The sequence below is a fragment of the Paenibacillus sp. S-38 genome (assembly GCF_049942825.1).
Classification (GTDB): Bacteria; Bacillota; Bacilli; order Paenibacillales; family NBRC-103111; genus Paenibacillus_G.
On record NZ_CP187970.1, the window covers coordinates 1,592,751 to 1,609,439 of the forward strand.

A 16,689-nucleotide genomic window follows, 5' to 3' on the forward strand; every position below is an offset into this window, starting at 1 on the left:
GAGGCAGGGCAGTATGGGCAGATTGGCAGGACGGGTGGCGCTGGTCACCGGGGGCAGCCGGGGGATCGGTGAGGCCATCGTCATCCGGCTGGCGGAAGAGGGGGCGCATGTGGCCGTCAATTTCACTTCCGAGCGTTCGCGGGCACTGGCCGAAGACGTGAAAGCCCGGGCGGAAGCGCTCGGCGTCCGGAGTATCATCGTACAGGCGGACGTGGGCAAGAAAGATCAGGTGACGGCGATGTTCGAGCAGGTGCGCGAGCAGCTTGGGGAGGTGGAGATTCTCGTTAACAATGCGGGCATCGCCCCCTTCGAATCGTTCCTTCAGGCCAGCGAAGAGACGTGGGACCGCACCTACGATACGAATGTGAAGTCGGTGTTCCTCTGTTCGCAGCTTGCCGCCAAGGCGATGATTCCGAAGCGGTACGGCAAAATCATCAATGTGCTGTCCACGGCAAGCCTGGTCGTGACCAGTCCCGTCATCCCCCACTATCAGTCCTCGAAGGCGGCGGCCCATATGCTGACCAAGGGAATGGCGATCGAGCTCGGCCGCTACAGCATCAACGTGAACGCCGTGGGTCCGAGCACCGTGGACACGGATATGTGCACCGATTACCTGGCGGATGAGAGCATCCGGGCCAGGGAAGTGGAAGCCAACCCGATGAAGCGGCTCGGGACGGCCCGCCAGATCGGCGATGCGGTTGTGTTCCTCGCCTCCGAGGAGGCGATGCAGATCAACGGTCACCTGCTCATGGTGGACGGAGGCCTGACGGTTAAGGCAGCCCAGCCGGATGACCATCTCGAGCATTAGAAAGGCATTAGAATGCGCCGAATGTCCTATACGCGGCAGGTAGAGCTCTCCTGGAGACAGGAGGGCTTTTTGCTTTGGGCGTTAGGTGGGTCGGGAAGGGGGTTTAAGCGGCAGCGCTCTTGTGTAAAAAAGGGTAGCAGGAGCGGCACCGGCACGGGTCGGGGCGGCAGCGCGGCTTCGAAGTGGAAAGATGACCTGGGACAACCACGTATCAACTTCCATGATTTGGGGTATATAAAAGCTAAGTACTTAACAGGCAGCAAAAACATTGCTATAATTCGACAAAAATCGACTCCATTAGATGAAATCTCTTACGAAATCTAATAATCTCCTAATAATTAGCTGAAACTTTCCGAAAGATTCCCGGATATAGTTATAAGTAATCAAGCAGGGGGTGAGTGAGATGAAAGACATGCAACTTTTGCACAATGGTAAGGTGTACCGCGGTCAAGTCTCATATGAGGGGAACGATCTGATGGAGGTATCCTGTACGGAACCGTCTTCGTTCGCCGGGGGAGAATCGGTGATCGCATTCAACTATAGAACGAAAGCGCAGATGAGAGTGCTTCGCGTCTCGCAGTCCAAACTGATTCTGGTGCCGGCCGATTCTGAACTCTTCCATATTCAAGCCGCCGGCAGCCAAATCTATGATGACATGTACCGCGATGAGGATAGAGTGTTCACGAGCTACAAGCTCAACACGTACGGCACGCTGATCGACGATTTCAAGACGATGGCCGTCCGTTTCACCAACGTCAGCCGTCTCGGCTTCGGATTCGAAGTCAACGATTTCTCCGTGAAAATGAACCATGTATTCGATACGATGATCATGTGCGATGAAGCGACGATTCATCCGAAGCTGATCGTCCGCTACGCCCACATCCAGGAAAAGACGATCCGCTACGGGGCCGAGATTCATTCCATCTCCGAGAAGGATCTGAGCAAGCTTCGTTACTATCTGGTGACCCAGCAGTTCCTGGCGAAGTAAGCCGAACCGGCCTTTACCGCAGAAGCAGCAGCCTTGCTCACACCCTAGAACCTGCTTCTACGTACGGCTGGATTCAACTATGAAGACGAATATTTCCCTAAGACTTAGGCAGACATAAACAAAGCCCGGACTGTTCGCAATTGCGAATGATCCGGGCTTTTCTATCGGAAGGGGCAGGGCAAGGGAGTAAGCCTCCGCGCCGGTGGGCGGATTCAGCAAACGCGGCGTCCGCCGACCCATACCCGCTCGATCTCCAGGGATGGGGAGACGAGAAGCAGGTCGGCGGCTTTGCCGCCGGCAATGCTGCCGGTGTGCTCCGACAAGCCCAGCACCCGTGCCGGATTGCGGCTGGCGAGCAGGCTGGCCTCCTCAACGGAGAGGCCGATCCGCTCGACCATGAAACGAAGGGCATCGATCATCGTCAGCGTGCTGCCGGCCAGGTTGCCGCCTTCCTTGAGGCGGGCGACCCCGTCCTTCACGACGACGTCCTGGCCGCCCAGCATGTAGTCGCCGTCCCCGAGACCCGCGGCGGAGATCGCATCGGTGACGAGCACGAGATTGCCCTGTCGCTTGGTCAGGGCGAGGAGCCGGACGCAGGCTTCATGCACATGGATGCCGTCAGCGATGACCTCCGCGGTGATCGCCTCGTTCGTCAGTACGGCGCCGACGACCCCGGGCTCGCGGTGGTGAAGGCCCTTCATGGCATTAAAGGTGTGTACCGCATGGCTCAGACCCTGCCGTACCGCCTCCTGGATCTGGTCATAGGCTGCGTCCGTATGGCCGCAGGCGGCGACGATGCCGTGCTCGGCGAGCATCCGGATGAACGGTGCGGCTCCCTCGATCTCCGGAGCGAGTGTCAGCAGCCGAATCAGGCCCGGATAGGCGGAGATCCACTCCTCGAGCCATTCACTCTGCGCAGGAAGCATGAGCTTCGGGTCCTGGGCGCCGGCCAGCTTCGGATTGATGAACGGGCCTTCGAGATGCACGCCGGCAAGGCGGGCGAAGGGCATGCCCTTCTCGCGGAAAGCCTGCACGGCGTGCAGGGCCCGGGCGATGTCTTCCCGGGATGCGGTCATCGTGGTGGCCAGCATGGTCGTCGTGCCGCGGCTGGCATGGAACCGTGTGATCTTGGTCAGGGAGTCCTCGGAAGCATCCATGAAATCCCCGCCGTATCCGCCGTGGACATGAACGTCGATGAAGCCGGGCAGCAGCCAGCTCCCCTGCGCATCGACGGTATCGGCCGGCTCGGGGTGCGCAGGCATGGAGCTCATGGGGCCGAAGGCGCCGATTGTGCCGTCCTGCAGCACCTCGAGGAAGCCGTCCGCTTCGGTGCTGTTCTCAGTGACGATGCGTGCGTGAACGATGCGCTGTGTGATCGCCTGACTCATGACAGCAGGTTCCCCGCTTCCGAATCGAGCAGGACGACTACGTGCGGATGGGTCTGCAGCAGCGAAGCCGGACATTCGGTCGTGATCGGCCCCTGCAGCGCCCGCTTCACGATCTCCGCTTTGTCCTGGCCGCGCACGATCAGCAGGATGGTCTTCGCCTTCAGGATGGTGCCCACGCCCATCGTGATCGCACGTGTCGGCACCTGGTCCGGGCGTTCGAAGAACCGGGCGTTCGCCAGTCTTGTCTGCTCCTGCAGCTCCACGACATGCGTGCCGCGCTCCAGCTCCTCATCCGGCTCGTTGAAGCCGATGTGGCCGTTATGGCCGAGGCCGAGCAGTTGCAGGTCGATCTGGCTGACTTCTTCCAGCAGGCTGTCATAGCGCAGGCATTCCGCCTCGGGGTCCGGAGCGGAGCCGTCCGGAATATGGCAGCGCTCCGGCGTTATATCCACATGGCTGAACAGGTGCTCCTGCATGAAGGTGTAATAGCTTGCCGGATGGCTGCGCTCGAGGCCGACGTACTCGTCCAGGTTGAAGGCCGAGGCTTTGGCGAACGACACGAGGCCCTGCCGGTACGTCTCGACGAGCTCCCGGTAGATGCCGACCGGGGTGCCGCCTGTAGCCAGGCCCAGGCAGGCCTTCGGATTCGTCTGGAGCAGGCCGGTGATGATCCCCGCACCGGCTTTGTTCAGTTCGTCCTGCGAACGGAAAGTAAGAATATTCATAAGTTCATCTCCCTTTTTCATTACGGAATTTGCGGACCTGCTGGAACGAAAGCTCCAGCTGCGGCACATAATCCTCGAATCCGGCGCTGACGAGGGCCGTGAACAGGATGTCGACCACGTGGAGCTGGGCGATGCGGGAGGCCATGTCTCCCCGGCGCATGCCTTCTTCCAGCGTCGAGGCGAAGAGCCGGATGTCCGCCGCAGTCGAGATGCGGTTCGCGCCGAACTTCGTCAGCGAGATGGTGACGGCGCCGCGTTCCTTGGCACAGAGCAGGGCGTCATACGTCTCCACCGTCTCGCCGGAATAGGAGAAAGCGAAGGCGACGTCTTCCGGAGTGAGGCTGGAGGCGGAAGTGATCTGCATGTGGGAATCCGAGTAGTGCTGCGCCATCCGGCCGATCCGTACGAGCTTCTGGTGAAAATCAAGCGCAACCACGCCGGAGGTGGCGACGCCGTAGAGATCGATGCGGCGTGCGGACTGCAGCGCATCCACGGCCCGCTGCAGCTCCTGCAGATCAAGCTGCCGGGTCGTGTCGGCGATGGAACGCAGGTGGTTCTTCTCGATCGCTTCCACGATGCTCGGCAGGGAGTTGCCGGCCACGATGTCCTGATAGGACGGCTTATCGGAAGGAGGCAGCACCATCTCGGCGGCCAGCTTCATGCGGAAGTCGCTGTAGCCCTTGAAGAGCAGGTTCCTGCAGAAGCGGGAAACCGTTGCCGTGCTGGTGCCGGAGCGGCCGGCCAGCTCGGTGATGCTGAGGTGTACGGCCTCATGGGGATGGTCAAGCAGGAACTGTGCCAGCGTCTGCTCCTGCCGGTGCATGGCATGCTGACGGTCTCGTATGGACTGAAGGATGCTGGACATGGGATCACCCGTCTTGTGAAGGTTTTGTAAATTATTTTCTTAAATTATCTATAATAAACAAAAATATTTTTCATAACTATCATACTGCATCCTCATCCGGGAAGCAACAGGCAATCTTCATGATTTCCCGTGGCATGAAATTTTATGAAAATGGCTTCCGACCCCCACAAAACACTCAAATCGTCATTTCAAGCCTGCCGGGCTGGTAGTATAATAGAATCTGCCGCTTGGAAGAACGTGGAGCGACCGCAGGGTTCTCACACATCGAAGGGGAAGTGGACATCAATGCTGAGTGCTTCAGCGATAAAAGGAGGTTTTACCCGTTTTGAACTTGGCGGTACGGCAGGCGGGATGGAGGAGGACAGGCCGCGCGCTGCTTGCCCTGCTTCTGCTTGTGATGGGTCTGGTTTCCGGCTTGCAGCCGGCGCAGGCGCAGCCGGAGAATCTTAATTTCTCTGTTTCGCACGGTTACGAAACTTACGCGTATTACGAGAATTACGAGGCGAGAAGCTCGGCTGCCGGAACCGGCACCCGGATGGAATTCCGGTTTGCCGTGGACCGGGAGCTGACGGAAGGCGACGAGATCCGAATCGATGTGCCTGAGGGGTTTACGATTGCTGAGGGACTCGATCAGCACTATACCTGGCTTTATTACTCCGAGGAAGAGACCGTAGACGCCTCGGTTGATCTTGTCCGGGGCGAAGGGAGCGGCGGGACGATTACGCTGACGCTGAACCCGGGGGCCGTGGTGCCCGCAGGAGTATGGATTACTGCAGCCCTTACGCCTTACGGTGAGCCCTCGGTGTATCCGCTGACGAATCCTTGGCAGCCGGGCGACTACGAGTTCGGGCTTACCGTGAATACGAGTATCGGGCCGGTTACGAATACAGCGCTGTACACCGTAACCGATATGACACTTTCAGCTACAAGCACGCTGCCTGATGAGGAGAATGTAGGCTATCACTTTGATTTTACGGCCGGCAAGACGATTGGGGCGGAAGAGCTTCAGGTGCTGTTTCCCTTCTCGCAGATGCTGTACGGATTTAATGCTGAAGGTGTATCCGTTTATGCAGGAGACAATGGGGAAAATCTCGTCGAATCAGCGTCACCGGATGGCAGTACGGTATATTTCCAGCTGAAGCAGGAAATCCCCACCGGCTCCCGGGTATCGGTCGATTTTGCTCCGTCGGCCGGGATCCGCAATCCGATTACAGACTATGAACTGCGTTTTGGCATCTGGCTCGGCATGGGGAATCCTGAGGATCTGACCATGGGCCTGAAGCTTGAGGAACCCGGTGGTGGGGAAGAATCGTCTTCCATCGGCGGACTGAACTTTTATAATTATGGTCAAAGGGATCTGAACCCCTATGTGAACGACCAGAACAATCTTGTGATGGAGTTCTACACGAATGAGGTGCTCGGGGAATCGGATACGATCGAGCTCAGGTACCCCTCCGAATACGGCTGGAATACGACCGGGGCCGCTTATCAGATTTCCGTCAATTCCGGTGAAAACTGGGAGCTGACAGGTACCCGCGTGAACGGGCCGGACGGGCCGTCGATCGAGTTCCAGCTGCCGGCAGGCTTTGAAGCGAACCCGGGGGATACGTTGCAGCTCTTCCTGGGGCTTGCGAAGAATCCGCCGCTGGGCGATTCCTACACGTTCTTGGCGAGAACTTCAGCGGAAGAAGCATGGGCGTACTTCTATGCCCCGGTGTATGACAAGACGGTCCGCGAGCTGGCGGTTACGGCAGGCAATGACGCTGCAGGCGCACAGCAGGTGCCTTATACGTTTGCTTTTGGTGCTCCGTATAAAAATAATCCGGTGTTGGTTCTCAGAACCGGTGAGGTAACCATTGCCTCCAGTGAAAGCTACGATACCACCGTGCAGCTTGTGTTTCCTCTAGGCTACACGATGAATCCGGATCTTTCGGCAGCGGATGTTTCTGTCCGACTGGAAGGTTGGGAGGGAGAAAGGGTCATCGAGCCGACCCGCGCCGCTGTGAGCGTAGGCGATGGCGGTGAGCGCATCGTCGAGGTGGATATCCCTTCGTGGGAGATGCCTTCACTGACACCGGTGGAAATCACGTTGAAGGAGTCTGCGGGTATTGTCAATCCGGCTGTGAGCGGGGCTTACGTGCTGAAAGCTCAGCTGGACGATGACATGGAATCCGCAGCTTATGAGATCGTCCTCCGCGAAGCAGGGGAAGAGCCGGTAGACACGACGATCTTGGATGTAAAAGAATCGGAGACATCTCTGCCGCTTAGCTCGTCGGGCAATGAATACACACTGCAGGTACCTTACGCATCAAGCGGCCCCGTGAAGGTGCTTGTGGAACTGAACGATGCACGTGCGGTGCTGACGGCCGTGGCGGATGAAGGCACGGTGGCTCGGGTAACGTACGGCCGTGAATCGGAAGGCCCCGTCTATTCCGTGCAGTTCGACGGACTGGCCGAAGGCCGGAACACGGCCCGCGTTGTGGTAAGCGGGGATCCGGCAGATCCGCATGAGTACCTGATCGTCATCGAGCGTGCGGTCCAGCCGGTCGATACGACGTTCCTCAGCGTAAAAGAGTCGGAAACGTATCTGCCGCTTAGCTACTCGGGCAATGAATACAGCCTGCAGGTACCTTACGCATCAAGCGGCCCCGTAAAGGTGCTGGTGGAGTTGAACGATGCACGTGCAGTTCTGATGGCCGCGGCGGATGAAGGCACGGTGGCTCGGGTAGCGTACGGCCGTGAATCGGAAGGCCCCGTCTATTCCGTGCAGTTCGACGGACTGGCCGAAGGCCGGAACACGGCCCGCGTTGTGGTAAGCGGGGATCCGGCAGATCCGCATGAGTACCTGATCGTCATCCAGCGAGCGGTCCAGCCGGTCGATACGACGTTCCTCAGCGTAAAAGAGTCGGAAACGTATCTGCCGCTTAGCTCGTCGGGCAATGAATACAGCCTGGAGGTACCTTACGCATCAAGCGGCCCCGTGAAGGTGCTTGTGGAACTGAACGATGCACGTGCGGTGCTGACGGCCGTGGCGGATGAAGGCACGGTGGCTCGGGTAGCGTACGGCCGTGAATCGGAAGGCCCCGTCTATTCCGTGCAGTTCGACGGACTGGCCGAAGGCCGGAACACGGCACGCGTTGTGGTAAGCGGGGATTCGGCAGATCCGCATGAGTACCTGATCGTTATCGAGCGTGCGGCAAGGCCATCTTCCGTGCCGCTTAACGGTACGCCTTATCCGCTCACGGCGGCGCACCCCGTCGCTGTGTTTGCGGAGGGTGCGGTGACACTCGATTTTACCGGAAGCACCTTCTCTGATGGCGCTTATGTGAAGGCATGGGAGGAACCGTCTTCGGCCGGCAGCACCGGCCTGAAGGCGCTTAGCAAAGTGGTCCGGTTTGAAATCTTCGGGGTCACGGCAGCTGCCGGACAAACGGCGAAGCTCACCCTTCAGGCAGCAATCGGAAAGGCCAATAAGTCCGCTGGCGTCTTCGCGAACACCGGCAGCGGATGGATCTATCAGCGTTCCGGCCTAGTAAGCGATGGCGGGGCTGTGCTGCCTCTGTCCGCTGAGCCTGCCGGTAGTATGTACGGAGTCTTCGAGGCGGACCGCACCACGGTCAAAATGAAGCTCGGTAAACCGGCGGGCGGTACGCGGGAACTGACGCTCACCTCCGAGGACGGAGCGGAGATCTATTATCAGGTCGACGGTCTAGGCTACCAGCCGTATAACGCGGCCCAGAAGCCCCTCGTGAAGGCAGGGCAGAAGGTGACAGCCTATGCCAAAGCGGTGAACCGCATCGACGGCGAACCCCGGGAATTGACCGTTCCGAATATCCCGGTCATCGGCAAAGCCGAGGATGTGCTGAAAGAGCTGAAGAACGGGCAAGATTTCAACGGAGACGGCTCGTTCGACGGTAGTGACGTTGTCGATTACCTTAATCTGATCGAGCCCTACCGGGCCAAGCCTTAGCCGAATACCGAGCCGTCCCAACGGATAAATCCAGTCCAGTTAGCAAAAGAAGACCGTATCCCCGAAGCATTATAGGGGATACGGTCTTCTTCATTCACCGGCTGCTACTCGAACAGCTTCTTGAGGTTCTCCGCATACGGTGCGCGCACAACGCCTTTCTCCGTGATGATCGCCGTCACATACTCGTTTGGCGTCACGTCGAAGGCGGGGTTATACACCTTCACGCCGGCCGGAGCCGTACGCTTGCCGAAGCCCTGGGTGATCTCGTCCTCATGGCGCTCCTCGATCGGAATATCCGCGCCGGTCGGCGTATTCAGGTCGATCGTCGACATCGGGCAGGCCACGTAGAACGGAATGCCGTGCGCTTTGGCCAGAACGGCGACGCTGTACGTGCCGATCTTGTTGGCGACGTCGCCGTTGGCGGCAACCCGGTCCGTGCCGACGATGACGGCCTGGACCCAGCCCTTCGCCATGACGGCGCCGGCCATGTTGTCGCAGATCAAGGTCACGTCGACGCCGGCCTGCTGGAGCTCGAACGCCGTCAGGCGGGCACCCTGCAGTACGGGCCGCGTCTCATCGGCGAACACCTTGAGGGCGATGCCCTTCTCCTGCGCCAGGTACATCGGCGCCAGGGCCGTTCCGTAGCGGGCCGTCGCAAGGCCTCCCGCGTTGCAGTGCGTCAGGACGCCCATGCCGTCCTGGAACAGCTCCAGCGCGTGCTCGCCGATCAGGCGGCAGGTCTCTACGTCCTCCGCCTGGATGGCGCGGGCTTCGTCCAGCAGCAGCTCCTTGGCTGTCTCGACAGACGTATCGCTCTCCTCGCCCAGCAGCGCCTGAGCCCGGGCACGCATCCGGTCGAGCGCCCAGAACAGGTTCACGGCCGTCGGACGCGAGGTAGCGAGGTAGTCGCACTGCCGGCCCGCTTCGGCCAGCAGTTCTTCCCGGCTGCCATTCACGCCGCGAATGCCGAGATAGACACCGAACGCCGCGGCGATACCGATGGCGGGGGCCCCCCGCACGGCCAGCTGCTTGATAGCGTCCCATACCTGCTCGGAGGTGGTCAGCTCAAGGTATACGATCTCGTCCGGAAGCAGACGCTGGTCGAGCAGATCCAGACGGTCCTCCAGGGAGTTCCAACGGACCGATTGAAGCCAGTCGGCGGTTTCTTTGTTTTGTTCAGTCATGGTGACTCTCACTCCTCTTGCTTGCTGTAGTAGGCAGTTCTCTTTTATTTCACCGCTTTGTCGGCAATTTCGATCAGCTGCTCAATGGAAGACGCCTGGCGGTTAAACTTGATCAGCGACGTACCGATGGAGAGGGCGATGCGCTGGGCGCGTTCCTTCGCCGCCTCGTCCGTCAGGCTGTTAATGTCGGCCACCTGGGCCAATCCATGCACACGGCGGACCATCTTGGCTCCCGTGAAGCCGAAGGTATCCTGCAGCAGATTCTGCATGTAGTAATCCTGGTAGCCCGGAGTCCGGAATACGCGGTCGACCCCATGCGCATCCCATAACCGGCGGAACTCGCGCTCGAAGTTGCCCCAGGTATCGCGGATCGTTCCCGTCAGGTAAGCACGGAAGTCGCTGCGGGAGGCCTCATCCGGACTCCAGCCTTCCTGGGCGGCGAAGTTCAGCAGCAGGTTGGCGAACACCGCGCCGATATCGAAGCCCATCGGACCGTAGTAGGCGAACTCGGGATCGATGACCTTCGTCGATTCCTGTGTAATGAAGATACTGCCCGTATGCAGATCCCCATGCAGCAGCGCCTGCGCGCTCGTGAGGAACTTCTGGCGCAGGATGGCTACCTCCAGATGAAGCGCGGCATCGCCCCATACGGCACCCACGGCATCGGCAATGGCCGGAGGGATGTTGTTATTCGGCGAATCCGTGTAAGGGTCGTCGAAGATAAGGTCCTCGGTGATTTTGCACAGCTCCGGGTTGATGAACCGCTTCACGCGTTCCTTCTTCTCCTGCTGGTTCAAGCCGAGATCCGACGTGTAAAAAAGAGTATGGGCCAAAAAGCGCCCGATGTGCCCGGCGAACAGCGGATACCGGTTGCCTTCGATAAGACCGCGGCGCATGATGACATGGTCGCTCAGGTCCTGCATCACCGTCAGAGCCAGATCCGGCTCGTAAGCATGGACATGCGGCACGAGATCCGGGCACAGCGATTCCTGAATCATCAGCGCTTCGCTTTCGATGCGGGCGCGGTCAAGGGTCAGCGGCCATGATTCACCGACCACCTTGGCGTAGGGAAGAGCCTGCTTCAGGATGATGCTGCGGCCTGTGGAGGGCTCGGAGATATGAAAGACGAGATTGAGGTTCCCGTCGCCGATTTCACGAGATACGAGTTCGGACTCTGCATTGAAGAGATCGGGCAGCCTCCGCGCGTATTCTACGGCTTCGGCCTCCGTAAGCGGATGATAAGCGGGCATGCGATTATTCCTCCTTATTGGATAAGCAAACTATCATTTTCCCTATAGTATAAAGGAAAGCGGGCTCGGTTGGAAGGAGCAGTCCAAGTGGGATGTTCCGGAGGAGGCATCGCTTTTTTACAAAAGATTCACATGCGCGTAACGCCAGGTTAATTGAGCCCTCCGATAATGGGGATATGACACAATCCGGCGGAGGAATAAGGATGAAGACGCGGATGGACAGTTTGTGGCTGGCGGGGATCGCACTCGCTGCCTGGTGGATCGCTGCCCTATTTATGCCCGAACAGCCCGCAGAAAGACAGCTGCGGGTGCAGGGAGGGGTGTTCTCTGCCGCCGTTCACCAAGGGACGGGCGGGCTGCAAAGCGAGAATGAATATATATACCGGGAGGCCAGAAACCCCGAGGATCCCCGCTGAGCGGACGTGCAGCGTTATATCATCTTAGGTTATCCGCAGCGGACGAACCGTACACGGAGGGCCGTTTTGATTCCCAAAGAGATCATAGAGATAATAATAAATCAGATAAAGGCGGACACGCCGAAAAGGGAGGGCAGAAGCGCCTTCCCTTTCTTGCTTTATGCTGCGGCCGGGATTAGAGCAGATCGTTCAGATTCTTTCTCCGGGATTCCACGAGATCGATCGCACCAAGCACAACGTGGGCAAGTCCGAAGCCGACGACAGCGGCGGCAGCCATAGGATATTTGCCCCTCAGGGCTGCACCGGATGCCGTTACGGCCGTACCGAGTACCGTAGGAATTAAGCCTTCACGCATGGCAGTTCACGCTCCTTGGATGGGATGGTTTACGTGTCCGGTGCTCTACCGGCAGCCCTTTTAGCATCGTTTTTTGAGATGGATTTTATGCCATACGGGAATTGCAATGTTGTGGTTGGAATTCTATAATGATGTAATGGCTTTTCCATAGAAAAAACAGGGGGTTAGAAGAAGGGGGGACTGGGGAGAGATGACGGAACCGAAGAGTGTACAGGCTATTGGGCTCAAGGAATGGGCTGCCGCTCTGGAGGCGCTGCGTGAGGGAAAGCAGATTCTGATCATGCGCAAGGGCGGCATCCGCGAAGAAACCCGGGATTTCCAGATCGAAGCGGACAGCTTCTACCTGTATCCGACCTTCGAACATCAAAGAAAAGAGCTCATTAAGCCGGAATATCAGGCGGCTGTGGACCGGAGCACGGAAGGCTGGTCGGCCGACCAGACGCAAATAGGACTCACCTGTTATGCCGAGCTCGTGGAAGACATCCTGATTGAAGACGGCGAAACGCTCGCTAAGCTTGCCAGCGAACATATATGGACGGAGCGTTTCGCGGAGGAGAGGCTGAAGTGGAAGAAAACAAAACCGCTTCACGTCATGCTGCTTCGCGTATACGAGCTCGAGAACCCGGCAACAATTGAAATTCGGGAAGAATATAATGGGTGTAAATCCTGGATCTCCCTTCCGGGCAATATTCTAGAGGGGATACCGAGGAAACCGGTGCTGTCCGAAGAGGAGTTCAGCCGCAAGGCCGAGCGGATCCGTGGCTTGCTTCAATGAATTCTTTATGAAAAGGGCGCTGCGGGGCTTTCATTGATTGGGTATCGTAAGTTATAATAAACAAGTGAAGTAATACTGAGAATCACTGATAATCATTTTGGAATGATTATCAGAAGATAATAATTTGAAAGCGGAGGCGTTACAAAGCATGGCTAATTCTCCACAATTCACTATAGACGGTTTGAAGGCGACTGTCGAAGGCAAAGAGATTCTGAAGGGACTGAGCCTCTCCATGAAGGGCGGCGAAGTGCATGCGATCATGGGGCCGAACGGTACAGGCAAAAGTACGCTGGCTTCGACTCTACTTGGCCACCCGAAGTATGAAGTAACGGGCGGCAGCGTTACACTGAACGGCGAAGATGTACTGGAGATGGCGACGGACGAGAGAGCACGCGCGGGCCTTTTCCTGGCGATGCAGTATCCGAGCGAAATCACCGGCGTAACGAACGCTGACTTCCTCCGCAGTGCGATCAACGCGCGCCGCGGCGAAGGCAACGAGATCTCCCTCATCAAGTTCATCCGTCTGATGGAAGCCAAGATGAAGGAACTCGAGATGAACCCTGAGTTCATGCACCGTTACCTGAATGAAGGCTTCTCCGGCGGGGAGAAAAAGCGCAACGAGATTCTTCAGATGCTGATGCTCGATCCGGGTATCGTCATTCTTGACGAGATCGACTCCGGTCTTGACATCGATGCCCTGCGCATCGTAGCTGCCGGCGTGAACGCGATGCGTTCCGAAGAGCGCGGCTTCCTGATCATCACGCACTACCAGCGCCTGCTCAACTACATCAAGCCGGACTTCGTTCACGTCATGATGCAGGGCCGCATTGTAAAGTCTGGCGGACCGGAGCTCGCAGAGCGGCTTGAGAACGAAGGTTATGACTGGGTGAAGGAAGAGCTGGGCATCGTAGATGAACGTGTCGGCGTAGAGGAAGAAGAATTCAAGATGCCGATGAACACCACAGCCCCTAAATACTAAGCTGAAGCGAGAGAAACAGGAGGATTGACCATGAGTACGCAAACTGTTCTTCCTATCGATCGCAGCAGCTTGGTGGAGCTTTCGAAGTCGAGGCAGGAGCCTGAATGGCTTACTTCCTTGCGCGGAGAAGCGCTGGAGCTGGCCGGATCGCTGGAATTACCTACATTGGAAAAAACAAGAATCGACCGTTGGAGCCTGAGTTCCTTCGGTACCTATAAAGCATCGGCGCCGATGGCGAACCTGGGCCAGCTGCCGGAGACGGCAAGACAGCTTCTACCGGCCGAAGACCAGCTGGACAATCTGCTCGTACAGCGCAACTCCGGCGTAGTTTACAACGCGCTGGCTGAGTCGCTTAAGGCGCAGGGCGTCGTGTTCACGAGCCTCGAAGAGGCCGTGCGCACCCACGGCGACCTCGTGCAGAAGCACCTATTCTCCGTTGTGAAGAAGGACGAGAACCGCCTGACGGCACTGCATTCGGCGCTGTGGAGCGGCGGCGTGTTCCTTTACGTGCCGAAGAATGTCAACGTGGAAGTGCCGCTGCAGGCCCTGTTCCTGACCGATGACGCTGAAGCGAGCTTCTCGCCGCACGTGCTGATTGTGGCTGAACAGCATGCCTCCGTAACTTACGTGGACAACTTCGTCTCCGAAGGTAGCTTGAACGGCCTCGTCCAGAACGGAGTCGTGGAAGTGGTCGTCGGTGCAGGGGCGAAAGTCACGTTCGCTTCCGTGCACAACCTGAACAACACCGTAACGGACCTGACGTACCGCCGTGCGGTTGTTGAGAATGACGGCTCGATTGAGTGGGTCATCGGCGAAATGCATTACGGCAACGCCATGTCCGACACATCTTCGATCCTGAAGGGCAACGGCTCTACGTCGGATGCCAAGGTCATCTGTGTCGGCACGAACGACCAGAAGCTGAACATCACAACCCGTGCGGTTCACTTCGGCAAGAGCTCCGACAGCCAGATGATCACCCGTGCGGTAATGCGGGATGAAGCGACGGCGATCATCAACGGCATCACGAAGATCGAGAAGGGCGCTACCAAGGCGAACGGCGAGCAGACGGAGAAAGTCCTGATGCTGAGCCCCAAATCCCGCGGCGACGCCAACCCGATCCTTCTGATCGACGAAGACGATGTAACCGCAGGACACGCAGCGAGTGTAGGCCAGGTGAACCCGGAGCAGGTATACTACCTGATGTCCCGCGGGATTTCCAAGGCTGAGGCTGAGCGTCTGATCATTTACGGCTTCTTGGCACCGGTGGTGTCGGACATTCCACTGGAGCAGGTAGCTTCACAGCTGCAGCTCCTTGTCGAAAGGAAACTGGGCCAATGAATATCGAGGAGATCCGTCGACAGTTCCCGATTCTTCATCAGGAAGTGAACGGCCATCCGCTCGTATATTTGGATTCGGCGGCTACCTCGCAGAAGCCCACAGCAGTTATCGAAGCCGTCAAGAACTATTACGAGTGGGATAATGCGAATGTGCACCGCGGCGTGCATACGCTGGGCTCCCGGGCGACCGATGCTTATGAAGGGGCGAGAGAGAAGCTCCGCCGCTTTATTAATGCCCGGTCCACCGAAGAGATTATTTTTACACGGGGAACGACAACGGCCATTAACCTGGTCGCTTCGTCCTATGCCAGGGCGGTATGCAAGGAGGGGGATGAGATTGTCATCACCCCGATGGAGCACCACAGCAATCTGATCCCTTGGCAGCAGGTGGCCCAGGCAACCGGTGCGGTCCTCAAATATATTCCGCTGCAGCAGGACGGTTCGATCTCGCTCGCGGATGTGGAGAAGACCATTACGGAGAAGACGAAGATGGTCTCCGTCATGTACGTCTCCAATGTCCTGGGCGTTGTCAACCCGGTCAAAGAGATTGCGGCCATTGCACACCGCTACGGCGCGAAGATGCTGGTGGACGGAGCGCAAAGCACGCCGCATCTCAAAGTCAACGTGCAGGATCTGGATTGTGATTTTTATGCCCTCTCCGGGCATAAGATGTGCGCTCCGACCGGAATCGGGGCACTCTATGGCAAGAAAGAGCTGCTTCAGGAGATGGAGCCGATCGAATTCGGCGGCGAGATGATCGACCATGTAGGGCTGTATACCTCTACCTGGAAGGACCTTCCGTGGAAGTTTGAGGGCGGCACGCCGATTATCGCCGGTGCTGTCGGCCTCGCGGCTGCGATCGATTTTCTGGAAAGCATCGGCATGGAGAACATCGACCGGCATGAGAAGCAGCTGTCCTCCTACGCGATGGAGCGCATGGAGAAGATCGAAGGGCTGACGATCTATGGGCCTCGCCAGGACCGTGCGGGACTCGTTACGTTCAACCTCGATGATGTGCACCCGCACGACGTCGCTACCGTGCTCGATGCCGAGGGCGTAGCTGTCCGTGCCGGCCACCACTGCTGCCAGCCGCTGATGCGCTGGCTCAATGTTACCGCAACGGCGAGAGCCAGCTTTTATCTTTACAATACCGAAGCCGATGTAGACCGACTGATTACCGCTCTTATCAAAACAAAGGAGTACTTCGGCCATGTCTCAACTTGATGATTTGTACCGCCGCGTCATTATGGATCATTATAAAAACCCCCGGAACCGGGGAACCTTCGATGAAGGCGAAGCCGTCAGCATCAATCTGAACAACCCGACCTGTGGCGACAAAATCCAGCTGCAAATGCAGGTGGAGGAAGGCCGTGTCAAGGCCGCCAAGTTCGTAGGAGAAGGCTGTTCGATCTCGCTGTCGTCCGCTTCCATGATGACCGATGCCGTCAAAGGCAAGACGCTGGAGGAAGCGCTGGAGATGGCCGAGAACTTCTCGGGCCTTATGAAAGGCGAGAGTGTAGAATTCGAGTATGAGGATATCGAATCCCTGTCGGGTGTCAATAAATTCCCTGCGCGGATCAAGTGCGCAACCTTGGCCTGGAATGCTCTTCGGAAGGGCATCGAGCAGTCCAAGAACCAATAATTAAGGA

15 protein-coding genes are annotated in these 16,689 nt (G+C 57.9%); 9 read left to right on the top strand and 6 right to left on the bottom strand.

Annotation, left to right across the window (positions count from 1 at the left end):
• Positions 1-13: 13 nt before the first annotated feature.
• A complete protein-coding gene (locus ACP26L_RS07545; protein WP_426451923.1) occupies positions 14-808 on the top strand; it encodes an SDR family NAD(P)-dependent oxidoreductase in 795 nt (264 codons plus the stop codon).
• 403 nt (positions 809-1,211) lie between these two features.
• Positions 1,212-1,796 carry a hypothetical protein gene (locus ACP26L_RS07550; RefSeq protein ID WP_426451924.1) on the top strand — a complete coding sequence of 195 codons (585 nt, stop codon included), beginning with the start codon at positions 1,212-1,214 and terminating at the stop codon, positions 1,794-1,796.
• 212 nt (positions 1,797-2,008) lie between these two features.
• On the opposite strand, the gene nagA is transcribed toward ACP26L_RS07550, so the two are convergent.
• The 3 genes from nagA to ACP26L_RS07565 are packed head-to-tail and all read right to left on the bottom strand — an operon-like array spanning position 2,009 to position 4,774.
• Positions 2,009-3,184, bottom strand: a complete 1,176-nt coding sequence (gene nagA / locus ACP26L_RS07555) for an N-acetylglucosamine-6-phosphate deacetylase (RefSeq protein ID WP_426451925.1) — start codon at positions 3,182-3,184, stop codon at positions 2,009-2,011.
• Complete coding sequence (gene nagB / locus ACP26L_RS07560) at positions 3,181-3,909, bottom strand: glucosamine-6-phosphate deaminase (RefSeq protein ID WP_426451926.1); 729 nt, start codon at positions 3,907-3,909, stop codon at positions 3,181-3,183. The genes nagA and nagB overlap by 4 nt, the downstream gene beginning before the upstream one ends.
• Before the next feature lie 4 nt (positions 3,910-3,913).
• Positions 3,914-4,774, bottom strand: a complete 861-nt coding sequence (locus ACP26L_RS07565) for a MurR/RpiR family transcriptional regulator (protein WP_426451927.1) — start codon at positions 4,772-4,774, stop codon at positions 3,914-3,916.
• Positions 4,775-6,020: 1,246 nt separating this feature from the next.
• Here ACP26L_RS07565 and ACP26L_RS07570 point away from each other — a divergent pair.
• On the top strand, positions 6,021-8,744 hold the full coding sequence (locus ACP26L_RS07570) for a hypothetical protein (RefSeq protein ID WP_426454851.1): 2,724 nt from the start codon (positions 6,021-6,023) through the stop codon (positions 8,742-8,744).
• A gap of 104 nt (positions 8,745-8,848) precedes the next feature.
• Here the strand turns inward: ACP26L_RS07570 and mtnA are convergent, their stop codons facing one another.
• Complete coding sequence (gene mtnA, locus ACP26L_RS07575; RefSeq protein WP_426451928.1) at positions 8,849-9,928, bottom strand: S-methyl-5-thioribose-1-phosphate isomerase; 1,080 nt, start codon at positions 9,926-9,928, stop codon at positions 8,849-8,851.
• Between the two features lie 44 nt (positions 9,929-9,972).
• Complete coding sequence (gene mtnK, locus ACP26L_RS07580) at positions 9,973-11,178, bottom strand: S-methyl-5-thioribose kinase (RefSeq protein WP_426451929.1); 1,206 nt, start codon at positions 11,176-11,178, stop codon at positions 9,973-9,975.
• A gap of 203 nt (positions 11,179-11,381) precedes the next feature.
• Here mtnK and ACP26L_RS07585 point away from each other — a divergent pair, with 203 nt between their 5' ends.
• Entirely contained in the window at positions 11,382-11,594 is a 213-nt protein-coding gene (locus ACP26L_RS07585; RefSeq protein ID WP_426451930.1) for a hypothetical protein, read from the top strand.
• A 175-nt stretch (positions 11,595-11,769) separates the two neighbouring features.
• Here ACP26L_RS07585 and ACP26L_RS07590 read toward each other — a convergent pair whose 3' ends face one another.
• Positions 11,770-11,949 (bottom strand): asparagine synthase, encoded by a 180-nt coding sequence (locus ACP26L_RS07590; protein WP_426451931.1) that lies wholly within the window; start codon positions 11,947-11,949, stop codon positions 11,770-11,772.
• 190 nt (positions 11,950-12,139) lie between these two features.
• On the opposite strand from ACP26L_RS07590, the gene ACP26L_RS07595 reads away from it, so the two are divergent.
• From ACP26L_RS07595 to sufU, 5 genes are all read left to right on the top strand, one after another.
• A complete protein-coding gene (locus ACP26L_RS07595) occupies positions 12,140-12,724 on the top strand; it encodes a DUF1802 family protein (RefSeq protein WP_426451932.1) in 585 nt (194 codons plus the stop codon).
• 148 nt (positions 12,725-12,872) lie between these two features.
• Positions 12,873-13,703: a Fe-S cluster assembly ATPase SufC gene (gene sufC, locus ACP26L_RS07600; RefSeq protein WP_426451933.1), complete on the top strand. Its 831-nt coding sequence runs from the start codon at positions 12,873-12,875 to the stop codon at positions 13,701-13,703.
• 30 nt (positions 13,704-13,733) lie between these two features.
• On the top strand, positions 13,734-15,041 hold the full coding sequence (gene sufD / locus ACP26L_RS07605; protein ID WP_426451934.1) for a Fe-S cluster assembly protein SufD: 1,308 nt from the start codon (positions 13,734-13,736) through the stop codon (positions 15,039-15,041).
• A complete protein-coding gene (locus ACP26L_RS07610; protein WP_426451935.1) occupies positions 15,038-16,264 on the top strand; it encodes a cysteine desulfurase in 1,227 nt (408 codons plus the stop codon). Before sufD ends, ACP26L_RS07610 begins: the two co-directional genes overlap by 4 nt.
• Entirely contained in the window at positions 16,251-16,682 is a 432-nt protein-coding gene (sufU, locus tag ACP26L_RS07615; RefSeq protein ID WP_426451936.1) for a Fe-S cluster assembly sulfur transfer protein SufU, read from the top strand. Before ACP26L_RS07610 ends, sufU begins: the two co-directional genes overlap by 14 nt.
• Positions 16,683-16,689 lie beyond the last annotated feature (7 nt).